This window comes from Brevibacterium sp. ZH18 (assembly GCF_022748595.1).
GTDB lineage: Bacteria > Actinomycetota > Actinomycetes > Actinomycetales > Brevibacteriaceae > Brevibacterium.
The window spans coordinates 115,864-127,410 of the sequence record NZ_JALDSX010000004.1 but is presented as its reverse complement, the minus strand read 5'-3'; the positions used below and the strand labels follow the sequence as shown (position 1 = coordinate 127,410).

General features: G+C 61.9%; 10 protein-coding genes. 2 read left to right on the top strand and 8 right to left on the bottom strand.

The window, feature by feature from the left end:
- Positions 1-51: 51 nt before the first annotated feature.
- From MPN20_RS02945 to MPN20_RS02910, 8 genes are all read right to left on the bottom strand, one after another.
- Positions 52-492 carry a hypothetical protein gene (locus MPN20_RS02945; RefSeq protein WP_069600754.1) on the bottom strand — a complete coding sequence of 147 codons (441 nt, stop codon included), beginning with the start codon at positions 490-492 and terminating at the stop codon, positions 52-54.
- Positions 493-495: 3 nt separating this feature from the next.
- Complete coding sequence (locus MPN20_RS02940) at positions 496-927, bottom strand: helix-turn-helix transcriptional regulator (RefSeq protein ID WP_242779307.1); 432 nt, start codon at positions 925-927, stop codon at positions 496-498.
- A gap of 40 nt (positions 928-967) precedes the next feature.
- Positions 968-1,357 (bottom strand): hypothetical protein, encoded by a 390-nt coding sequence (locus MPN20_RS02935; protein WP_242779363.1) that lies wholly within the window; start codon positions 1,355-1,357, stop codon positions 968-970.
- 156 nt (positions 1,358-1,513) lie between these two features.
- Positions 1,514-3,460: an ABC transporter ATP-binding protein gene (locus MPN20_RS02930; protein ID WP_242779304.1), complete on the bottom strand. Its 1,947-nt coding sequence runs from the start codon at positions 3,458-3,460 to the stop codon at positions 1,514-1,516.
- Positions 3,460-4,368 carry an ABC transporter permease gene (locus MPN20_RS02925; protein WP_083248814.1) on the bottom strand — a complete coding sequence of 303 codons (909 nt, stop codon included), beginning with the start codon at positions 4,366-4,368 and terminating at the stop codon, positions 3,460-3,462. The genes MPN20_RS02930 and MPN20_RS02925 overlap by 1 nt, the downstream gene beginning before the upstream one ends.
- A complete protein-coding gene (locus MPN20_RS02920) occupies positions 4,365-5,318 on the bottom strand; it encodes an ABC transporter permease (protein WP_125178321.1) in 954 nt (317 codons plus the stop codon). Before MPN20_RS02920 ends, MPN20_RS02925 begins: the two co-directional genes overlap by 4 nt.
- A 1-nt stretch (position 5,319) precedes the next feature.
- Complete coding sequence (locus MPN20_RS02915; protein WP_096147131.1) at positions 5,320-6,867, bottom strand: ABC transporter substrate-binding protein; 1,548 nt, start codon at positions 6,865-6,867, stop codon at positions 5,320-5,322.
- Positions 6,868-6,927: 60 nt separating this feature from the next.
- A complete protein-coding gene (locus MPN20_RS02910) occupies positions 6,928-7,893 on the bottom strand; it encodes a TetR family transcriptional regulator (protein WP_242779301.1) in 966 nt (321 codons plus the stop codon).
- A gap of 234 nt (positions 7,894-8,127) precedes the next feature.
- Here MPN20_RS02910 and MPN20_RS02905 point away from each other — a divergent pair, with 234 nt between their 5' ends.
- Together MPN20_RS02905 and MPN20_RS02900 are read left to right on the top strand one after the other, a co-directional pair.
- On the top strand, positions 8,128-9,828 hold the full coding sequence (locus MPN20_RS02905; RefSeq protein ID WP_242779297.1) for a stealth family protein: 1,701 nt from the start codon (positions 8,128-8,130) through the stop codon (positions 9,826-9,828).
- Between the two features lie 26 nt (positions 9,829-9,854).
- Positions 9,855-11,528, top strand: coding sequence for a stealth family protein (locus tag MPN20_RS02900; RefSeq protein WP_164513838.1), 1,674 nt, complete (start codon positions 9,855-9,857; stop codon positions 11,526-11,528).
- The last annotated feature ends 19 nt before the right edge of the window (positions 11,529-11,547 follow it).

The following is an 11,547-nucleotide window of genomic DNA, read 5'->3' as shown; positions in this document are numbered from 1 at the left end:
TGCAGTTCCCTATCGGGTCCTGTGAGCAGATCGAAAGCCGGCACACTTACACTATTCTTCGCCTTCGTCGTCCAGTTCGACTGCGATCTCTCCTCGGGGAATGATCGGGATATACAGTGCACTTCCGAAAACTTTCGCAGTGATGGTCGTCATGCCTTCGCGCAGGTAGGGCAATACGGTCATCACGGCGACTTCATTGACAAACTGTCGAACGGCACGTTTGCTGGGAGTGGCTCCATCGACCAACGAATATTCGCCTGCAACACTGACTACCGCTTCGCCTGCCGACACTTCCGCCGTGCACTTCAGTCGAACACCAAATCCCTCAGAGCCCTCCCTGATCTGCACTTCGATGGAAAAATTCCCATTGACGTCTTCAAGTTCGGAATCAAATCGTCGGGCAGAGACCTCATGGAATTCCACTGATTCGAGACTCACACGATCAATCAGTGCGCGAACTTCGGCCAGATCGTCAGGAGCTGCGGAGGTCATTGATCAGCCTGCCAGACCGAAATCAGACTGCTTGATGGTGTGCCACCGCGTGTTGCCGACGGCAGCACTGACGATGTGAGTCGAAAGCACCGGCACTGATGTCTTTCTAGCCGTCTCCCATCCAGCGCGTGTCGCCATCCACAGTGATTGTCCCTGGTCCTTCTGCACTCGATGTTCGTACAGCGCACCGAGCGCGTTTGCATAACGCCGAAGCGTCGACGCTTTCGGATCAGAGTCGTATCGCTCCAGCTTGTGGATTGCCTGCTGAGTGACACCCATGATGCCCGCGAGATCCTTCTGAGTGAGGCCAGAATCTATGCGGATCCTGATCAGTTCAGCTTTGAGTTCTCGATCTTCAAGCGCAAGTATCTGTGCTCGCGCCTTGACCAAGGCTGGCTTCAGGGTCGACAAATCGTTCTCCTGTGTGTCATTCATTCGACAATTCTACATTAACAACCTGCAGGTTGTTATTAAGTCAGGGACTTCTTCGCCAGCTGACGGCCGCACCGTCTTCATATCGCTTGACGGCATGATCGATCTCGCGCTGCTGGCTTTCCGCGCCCGTTTTGATGTGCCGGTGCAGCGCGACAAGCGACGTCGTGAGCACCAGCGGTTCAGTATGGTAGAAGCGCAGTGCCTTCTTCAAAGCTTTTCGTCTGAGCTCGTAGACATCCGGATTGCTGTAGATCGGTTTGATTGGCGTCGTCTCATCACCGCTATCCCACAGGTCCCCAGCCGCAGCCGCTTCAAAGAGATCCTCGGTTTCACCCTCCTGATGCAATCTCTCGAAGACCACCAACGTGGACAACCATGTGTCCATCGCGACGACGGACGGATGCGTGGCCTCGACATAGTCCTGCCACATCAATGGTGGATCTTGAGGAATGCAACATCTCGAATCGGCGCCGATGCGACTGCGACTTTGTCCTGACATGCACTCACCGTATCGGCCACCACTGACGCAGACGCTCACGCCACCGAACAGAGCGCCCGGAGTGGAAAATGGTGCCAGGCGTGACCCTCAGAACTTCGGCACGTCGGCGATGAGCGAGCGTGTGTACTCGTGCTTCGGGTTCTCCAGAACCTCGGCGGTCGGGCCGTAGTCGACGATCTTGCCCTTGTTGAGAACGGCAAGGTTGTCGGCGATGTGCCGCGCAAGCGCAATGTTGTGCGTGACGAAGAGCATCGCCAGATGGTGCTCGGCCCGCAGGGTCCGCAGCAAAGCGATGATCGAGGCCTGCACACTGACGTCGAGGGCCGAGGTGATCTCGTCACAGACGAGCACCGAAGGCTCATTGACCAGCGCACGCGCGATCGCGGCTCTCTGCCGCTCACCACCGGAGAGGTCACCCGGGCGACGGTGGAAGAAGCTGCGCCCCAGACGCACCGCGTCCAACGCCTCCTCGACCTTCGCCTTCCGACTGGCAGCAGTGCCCTCACCGCTCATCTCCAACGGCACGGTCAGCGACTGCCCGATGGATCGCCGCGGGTTGAGCGAGGAGAACGGTGACTGGAACACGTACTGGATCCCGACCCGCTGCTCATTCGTCCGCTTCCGCGTCGACCGCGCAAGCTCTTGCCCGCGCAGCTTCACCGCACCCGAGTAGTCATCGTTGAGTCCGGCCACACACCGCGACAGCGTGGTCTTGCCCGACCCGGACTCCCCCAGCAGCAACGTGCAGTCGCCGGGTTCCAGCGTCATATTGATCCCGTCGAGGATCTGCGCCTTCCCGTACGCCAGGGCCACATCCGTGACCTGGAGCAACGGCACCGCCGCCGAGGTGGTTCCCGCGTTCCGCTCGCCCGTGGCGGCAGCGCGTCCACCCGTCTCACCCGCACCCGAAGCCGAAGCCGCCCCCGAATCCGAATCCCCACTCTGAAGGATGTGCGTGATGCCTGCGTTGACGGGTTCCTCAGTCTCCGAGGGCGCGACACCATCACCGATGGTTTTGCGCCCAGCGAGATCGGGCACCGCCGCCATGAGCATCTTCGTGTAGTCGTGCTGAGGGTTCTCGAGCACAGCCTTCACCGGGCCCTCTTCGACGAGGTCGCCGCGCAGCATCACCGCCACCCGGTCGGAGATGTCCTTGATCACCGCCAGGTCGTGGGTGATGTAGAGGCCGGCCACATTGTTCGCGACCGTCATCTGCCGAATCGTGTCGAGGACGACGGCCTGCGTGGACACGTCGAGGCCCGTCGTCGGCTCGTCGAGGATGAGCACGTCCGGATACATCGCGAACGCCATCGCAATGCCGATGCGCTGCTGCTGACCACCGGAGAGCTGATGCGGCCACCGCTTCTGATAGGCCTTGTCCCCGGGCAGTCCGACGTCTTCGAGCACCTCCGAGACTCGCGCCGCACGCTCAGCATCGGACGTGCCGAACTTGTGGATGTCGAGGACCTCACGCACCTGCTCCCCCACCCGCATAGCAGGGTTGAGAGACAGTGCGGGGTCTTGGGGGATGTACGCGATCCGGGACCCGCGCAGGAAGCGCACGGCCACCTCGTCGAGTTCGACGACCTCAACGGCGGTGTCATCGCCGCGCGGCCACAGACTCACCGATCCTGAGGCGAACTTCAGACCCTCACGGAAATGGCCCATGCAGGCCAGGCCGGCCGTGGTCTTGCCCGACCCGGACTCCCCCACAAGGCCGAGGATCTCACCGCGGCTGAGCGCGAAGTTCACGCCGTGGAGGATCTCATTGCCGGCGTTCGTCTCGATCCGCAGGTCGGTGACCCGCAGGACGATCTTCTCGTTCGGCTCGTTCGCGTCATCGTGGTGGACGGTGACCGCACCACTACCGCTGACCGTCGATTTCACATTGGACGACGGCACACCAGCACTCGCGCCGGCGCTTGAAGTACCCGCGGCCGACGCAGCAGCAGTCGACGCAGCAGCAGCCGACGTCGAAGAATCAGCAGCAGCGTCCGCTTTGAGGATCCACTTCTTGTCTTTACCTGTGGTCATCATGCCTCCACTGACGTTGATGCGGTGGCTCGGGCGAAGGAGTCCGCAAGCAGGTTGGTCCCGACGGTGAGCAGCGCGATGGCGATCACCGGCAGCAGCACACCCCAGGGTTGGATGCTCAGCGCGATCCGGTTCTCATTGATCATCAGGCCCCAGTCAGCGGCCGGTGGCTGGAGACCCAGTCCCAGGAATGACAGTGAGGCGATCGCACCGATCGAGTAGGTCAGGCGCAGGCCAGCCTCGACGCTCAAAGGGCCGGTGATGTTGGGCAGCAGTTCACGCAGAAGCATCTTCCACCGTGGCATCGCGTACATCTCGGCGGCGAGGATGTAGTCCTCATTGATCACGCCCAGCGTCGCGGATCGGGCGACGCGGGCGATGCGCGGTGCGTGGGTGACGCCGATGACGGTGACAAGCACCCAGCCCTGCGGGCCCAGCACGGTGATCGCCAGAAGCGCGAAGACGAGCTGCGGGATGGCGAGGACGACGTCATTGAGGCGCATGACCACGGAGTCGAACATTCCACCGACGTAGGCAGTGAGCATGCCGATGATCGCCCCGAGGATCATCCCCAGCGCTGTGGCCAGCACCGAGTACACGATGAGTGTGAGTCCACCGGCGATGAAGCGCGAGAACACATCGCGACCCAGGTTGTCTGTACCGAAGAGGCCGTAGGGGCTGAAGGGTTTGGCAACGAACTCGGTGGCGGTGTTCCCTGTCGCCCAGGGCAGCAGCAGCGGTCCGCCGAGCGCCAAGATGAGAACGATGATCGTGAGGACGAGACCGATCTTGCCCTGTCGCTGCGCGAGCACGCGCTTGACGAAAGGCTGGTAGGTCGTCTGCGATTGCTTGGGGACCTCGCCCGCATCAGTGGCTGCGGACTTGAGGTCGTCGAGGCTGTTGCTCATGCTGCGCTCCTCAGTTTCGGATTGGTGAGGATGCCGACGATGTCAGCAGCCAGGTTCACCACGACGTAGACGGCGGCGACGAGCATGGAGATCGCCTGAACGACCTGCACGTCACGATAGGTCACCGCGTCGATGAGGGCTTGGCCGAGCCCGGGATAGCGGAAGAGGAACTCGACGACGACCACGCCGCCGGCCAACCAGGCCAGCTGGATCGCCACCACCTGAGCCACCGGGCCCAGAGCGTGGGGCACAGCATGGCGGAAGATGACGCGAGTCTCGGGCACACCCTTGAGGCGAGCCATCTCGACGAATCCGGAGTCGAGGACTTCGATCATCGTCGCGCGCATCATCCGCACGATGTAGGGAGTGACGACGAGGACCAAGGTCAGCGTCGGCAGGATGAGCTGCTCGGGTCGCATCCACACGGGGTCCCCAGGCGGAGCCAGGGTCACGGCAGGCAGGATCTGGAAGACCGAGGTGGCAAAGATCGCGATGAGCGCGATGCCGATGACGAACTCGGGCATGGCGGCCAGCACCAGGCTGATGCCGGTCAGGGCCTGGTCCCGGCGGCCGCCTCGGTGCAGGGCCGAATAGACGCCGAGGCCGATGCCCACGGGAACGGAGATGACCGCTGCGGCAGCCATGAGGATGAAGGAGGCCCAGACCCGCTGGCTCAGCAGCTCGGACACTGGTCCGCCGCTGGCCGTCGACGTACCGAAGTCGCCGACGAAGAGGCCGCCCAACCAGGAGAAGTAGCGCTGCCAGGCGGGTTGGTTCAGGCCCAGCTGTTCGTTCAGGGCTGCGATGCGCTCGGGGGTGGCCTGCTGGCCCAGGATCGCACGGGCGGCGTCGCCGGGCAGCAGCAGGGTGGCGCCGAAGACGATGAGTGAGACCGCGAGGAGGATGAAGGCGGAGAGAATCAGCCTGCGTCCGATGACTTTTGCAAACATGTCAGACCTTTCCGATCCATACGCGATCGAGACGCCAGCCGCTCAGCGGGCGGCCGGTGGCGTTGGGTACGAGGCCTCCGACGTATTTCTGGTAGGCGTCGACCTGATTGGCGAAGCCCCAGATGATGTAGCCGCCGTCGTCGTAGAGCTGCTTCTGCGCTTCGTGTTCGAGGTTCTTGCGATCGGCACTGTCGGAGATGCCGCGGGCCTTCTCGACGATCTTCGTGAAGCCGGGGTCGTCCCAGTGGGTTTCGTTGAACGGGGACTCGTCCATCGAGCACGACACGCACTGCGGCAGGAAGTCGCGGGTGTACCAGAAGTCCTGGGCGAAGTCCCATTGCAGGTACTCGTCGCCGAAGAACGTCGTCGCGTCGACCTTGCGGATCTTGACGCGGATGCCTGCCTCGGCGGCTTGTTGGGCGAAGACCTGGGCGGCTTCGACGACACCGGATTGGATGGGGGCGGTGACGAGTTCGACCTCGAGGCCATCGGGGTAGCCCGCCTCGGCGAGGAGTTTCTTGGCCTTTGGGATGTCCTGCTTACGCTGTGGGAAGTCGGGGAAGTTCTCACTCAGGGGCCCGAACATGTCGTTGCCGACGGTGCCGAAGCCGGAGAGGACCTGTTCGATCATCTGATCGCGGTCGACGACGAGGCGGAATGCCTGGCGGACTTTGACGTCGTCGAAGGGCGGCCGGTCGACGCGCATTGTGAACGGCAGCCACATACCGGTCTTCGAGTTGAGGATGTTCATGCGCTCGTCGGCGCCGATGACCTCGACCAGGGCCAGCGGGATCTGGGCGATTGCGTCGACCTGGCTGGAGAGCAGGGCGTTGATGAGGGCATCGGAGTCGTTGAAGTTGAGGATGGCGGCCTCATCGAGGAACCCTCCGTCCTTGCGCCAGTAGTAGTCGTTGCGTTCCATCACCGTCGACTGGCCCGGGTCATGGGATTTGAGCTTGAACGGTCCCGAGCACACGGGGTTCTTCGGGTCGTAATCGCTTGGCACGATTCCCGTCGTGTATTCGGAGACAGAGTCGTTGAGGAGGCCGTTGGGCTCGGAGAGGCGGAATTCGACGGTGCGTTTGCCGGTGGCCACGACCTTGTCGAGCATCGTGAAGCTTGCCGCTGCCGCCTTCGGATCGTCGGGGTCGTTGATCCTCTCGAAGCTGAAGACCACATCATCGGGAGTGATGTCTCGTCCGTCGGAGAACTTCGCGCCTTCGCGGATGGTCGCCGTCCACACGGTGGCATCACCGTTGGGTTCGAAGGACTCGGCGAGCTCCGGTTGGATCTTGTAGTCGTCGGTGCGGGAGAGCAGGCAGTTGTAGAGGTTGACGGTGCGGGCGATGTCGCCGCTGTTGACCGGGATGTGGGCATCGATGGTGTCAGCGGCGTTGCCTCCCGTGACTCCCGCGCGCAAGGTCCCGCCCTTGACGGGCTTGCCGGCGTCGAGCGAGGATCCGGTGGCCGTACCGCAGGCGCTGAGGCCTACGATTGCGCTCACCGACAGCCCTGCGCCCAGCGCTTGTCTTCGGTTCGGTGTTCTCATTCTTCCTCTTCCTGCGGCTCCGGGTCTTCGCGGCGGACTGTCTCAACGGGTGGGCTCACGTCAGGTTCCTACGGGGGTGAGGATGTGGGCGACGAGGTAGTCCTCGAGCATGCGCAGCGCTTCGTCGTCGGTCACCGCCATCTGGCGGGTGCTGCGGGCCACGCCCAGGCCGTCGATGAAGATGGACAGGGACTTGACCATGAGCACGGTGTTGCCCATGCGGATCGTTCCCAGGCGTTGGCCGGCGAGGATGACCCCGGTGATCATGTCCAGCCATTCGGTGTAGACGGCGGTGAGGTTGAGGCGGGTGTGCTCGTCGGCGGCAGCACGAGCCCAGCTCTGGATCCAGATCGACCACACACGGCGGACCTTGTCGTCGACGCCGGCGTGGATGCGGGCGAAGTGGCGCAGGGCAGCGACTGGATCTGCAGGATCGTGGAGGTCACGGGCGCCGGCGATGATGTCGAGAGAGTGCCGCAGGGCGGCCTGAAGCAGTTGGGTCTTCGTTCGGAAGTGGTAGTTGATCGCCGAGGCGCTGAGCCCGCACGCGTTCGCGACGTCTTCGGTGCGGACGTTGTCGATGCCGCGGTCGGCGTGGAGCTCCCACGCAGCGGCGATGATCTTCTGTCGGTTGCGGGTGCCTTTCGACATCCAGGCCGACGCTGGGCGATCGGCCGGATCCGGCAGGGATCCGATGTCCCCCAGGAGATCCGATCGGATGCCGGCTGCTGCGGGGTCGTCCGTCGGTTGGGGAAGAAAGTGCGACACAACCCGGCGCCGAGGCGGTCCCACCGACCGTCCGGTCGTGAGCCAGTCCGTGGTGACGTTTGTCAGGGCCGCGATGGAGGAGATTTCCTCGACACGGAACTTCCGTGTTCCGGCCAGTGATTTGGAGAGTTTGCTCGGTTCGATGCCGATGTTGCGGGCGACTTCGCTGTGGTTGATCCCGGCGGCCCGGATCGCGTCGCGGACGCGGTTGGCCAGGGACAGTTGACTGCTGTCTGCATCTTCGCTCGCCTCGACCACTTACTCAGTATCCACAGGAGTTGCGATTTTGGCAAGAGTTACTTGTGTTTTGAGTAGTTTTTCGCAACAGTGCGCCATCCCGGATCGATGCGCGGTTCGCGGGCACAGCTATTGATGAACATCGGTGCGTTGCGGCGATCATCTGCCCTCGCCGAGGATAGACTCCGAGGCAACAGGACCACGACTGCAGCGTTGCAATTGCTGGTTTGTCCGCACTTTGAGGAGGAAGTCACCTTGTGGCACTCACCAAAAGCAGCACGCTCTGCAATTGCGAGGCGACTGACACCGAAGTTCAAGCTCCGGATTTCGAAACTGCGCCACGGCGAACTTGCCTGGCAGCGATCTATCAACACCCGCCCAATTCGACCCGCGAACCGCATCGATGATGTCTACGACGCCCGTTCAGCACTGGCGTCCAGCTTGGCAGATGTGCGCCGTGCCTTGGAGCAGTTCGAGGTCGACTTCGTCGAGTTGCCGGAGCCGAGTGCCTTCACCCCATTCGTCGTCGTTCCCGCCACTCAGACCGAGGCGGCGCTGTCTGCGATCGCTCGCGGACTACTCGCCCCGAAGGCCGACGAGTCATGGAGTCTGAAGCTGCTCGACTCTGCTGGAGTCCCGGTCAGCCCCGGGCAGGCGGAGAAGGATCCGAGCAGGATCGCCGCTGCCCGGTGCCTGCGTCACTGCGTCGCGTTCAACGGCAGAGAGCTGAGCACTCCGAGAGAAGCAGTGACCGTTGAGTTCTGGGACAGGCTCGAACAGGACGTCCCGCGTGCGGACGGCGCGGTCCATCTTCCCGGCACTCTGCGTCGCAAACTCACCGGGCATGATCTGGCTCTCGACTACATCGAACCCGCCGTCTGGCAGCATGCGCTCACCAATGGCTCACTGTTGCGCCTGCCCGCTCCGCACCTGAAGGTGCTGCACGAGCCGGTCGACATCGTCTACACCTGGGTGGACGGTGCGGATCCCGCATGGCTGCGCAGGATGCGAAACGCACGCGGCCAGGTCGACCTCAACTTCACTGAGCCCAGCGCGCTGGCTGATTCACGGTTCACCAACAGGGACGAGCTGAAGTATTCACTGCGGTCGCTGGAATACTACGCGTCGTGGGCACGGCACATCTTCATCGTCACCGACAACCAGGTTCCTCCGTGGCTGAACGTCAGCCACCCGCAGGTCACGGTTGTCGACCACCGTGACATCTTCACCGACCCCACCGTCCTGCCGGTCTTCAACTCTCACGCGATCGAGTCCCAGCTCCATCACATCGCGGGCCTGAGTGATCGGTATCTGTACCTCAATGATGACTGCTTCTTCCTTCGCCCCACCGATCCGGAACTCTTCTACACCGGCAGCGGTTTGGCGAAGCACTTCCCCTCCGTCGTTCCCTTGGACGTCGACGGATGGTCGCCACGTGATCTGCCGATTATCTCGGCGGCGAAGCAAGGACGCGACTATCTGCTCGACAAGTACGGACGAACCGTGACGCATCGGTTCAAGCACACACCGCACGCGCAGCTGCGACCTGTCCTCGAGGCCATGGAGCGAGAGGAGCCTGCCCTGTTCGCTCAGGTGGCGGCCTCACCGTTCCGCTCCCCCATCGATTTCTCCATCCCCTCATCGCTGCATCATTTCGATGCGTATGCGCGGGGCAAGTCCGTCGAGGGCGACATCGGGTACCAGTTCGTAGATCTGTCTCGGGAGGATCTGGAACTACAGCTCGGAAGGATTGCCCGACGGACCGATCTCGATGTCTGTTGCCTCAATGAGACGTATATTCCGCAGGAGAAGCAAGCTTTGATCGAGACAGCAGTGCGGAGCTTCTTCGATGACCGATTTCCTGTTCCCTCGAGCTTCGAACTGCCCTCGCCGGATCGCAGCTCTCAGCTGGCCAGCGCCGGAAGCCGAGACCGAACTGCGGTCGACGTGGTCTGATGCAAATCGGAAGAAAGTGGGACACTATGCAAAACGGACTGGGCGCAACCCTCGTGGGCCTGGCCAAACCGGTGATCATCAGAGCATCGGGAGAGCAGAGATATCTCAGGCTGCGTCGTTCTGGACTCAAGGCCCTCAGGACAGTGAACCGACGCAGAGGCCAAATTCAGAGACGGCGGTCGGAGAAGAACGGGTTCGCTCTCACCGAGGAGATCGGACGACATGGGGATCTCCTCCACGTACTCGTCGACACGATGTCGCCGCCGCAGGCTGCGCAGGAGAATTTCGACTTCGTTGCCGACGCTCTCGACGCACGGGACATCGAGTGGTGGTTGGTCGAGGACTATTCCGGTCACGGATACCGCATCGGCGTCCGGGAAGAGTCAAAGACTCTGGTCGCATCGGCTCTGATGCGCCCCAGCGCTTCGACTCCCTCTTACGTCAAGTCACAACAGTCGACTGCGGTCGCCCTCACAGAGGTGGAGTGCCTCTGCGAAGATCCTGACGTCCGAATTATCACCGTTGCATCCCCGAAGAAGGTCAGGGACACCAACTGGGCGTTCGGTTTTCGGTACGGATGCACGATCGAGTTCTGGAAGAAGACCACCACGGAGTCGCGAGTGACCATCGAGGCGCCCGCGGAGAACCGGGCGGCGAAGTTGATGTCCGAAGACGAGTTCACACTCCAGTCGGGAAGCACCGAGGCAGGGAGAACGTGCCGTGTCCCCTCAGTGCTCAACCGAACCATGCTTGAAGACATCACGTTCCCGATCGACGCCGTCTACACTTGGGTCGATGGCGCGGACCCCGAGTGGATCGAGTCCAAACGCAGACTCGAAGCTCAGCTTTCTGGCAGCGAATACCATCCCGAAGCGAATCATGAGGCCCGCTTCGAATCCAAAGACGAGCTGAAATACTCCCTGCGTTCGGTGGAGTACTTCGCCCCCTGGTTTCGTCGCATCTACATCGTCACCTCCGGACAGGTTCCAGCCTGGCTCAATCTGGATCATCCGAAGATTCGGATGATCAGCCACAGCGATATCTACGATGCTGCGGACCACCTGCCGACGTTCAACAGCAATTCGATCATCTCGCGGCTGCACCACATCCCCGACCTCAGCGAGCACTACGTCTACCTCAATGACGATGTGATGTTGGGAAAGCCGGTTTGCCCTCAGGACTTCTTCCTGCCCACCGGGTTGGCCAAAGTCTTTCCCTCGAGGAATCACCGCCCTTTCGGCGCGCCCACTGCCGAAGACGGTCCGCATTTCAACCTGACTCGTAACATTCGCGGACTGCTCGAATCCGAATTCGGAGTCACTGTGAGCCGGGCGATCAAGCACACACCGTATTCCATGCTCAAAAGCGTCCAATTCGAAATGGAAGATAGATTCCGAGATGCCTTCGAACGCACGTGGTCGAGCCGCTTCCGGCATCACAATGACATCGTCGCCGATCAGCTGCATCATTATTACGCGCAGATCGTTGGGAAAGCTGTGGCGACTTCGATCAGCTACCGCTACATCAACATCCGAGATCAGAACTACCGGTGGATCATGCGAGACACACTGCGACTGAGGGACCGGTCAACGATGTGTCTCAATGACGCTCCCGTGGACGGCGTTGACGCGCTCTCCGATGATGAGGTTGGCGAGTTCCTCGAGGCATATTTTCCTTGCAAAAGCTCCTTCGAGGTCTAGGTTAAGACTTCGGCGGCAC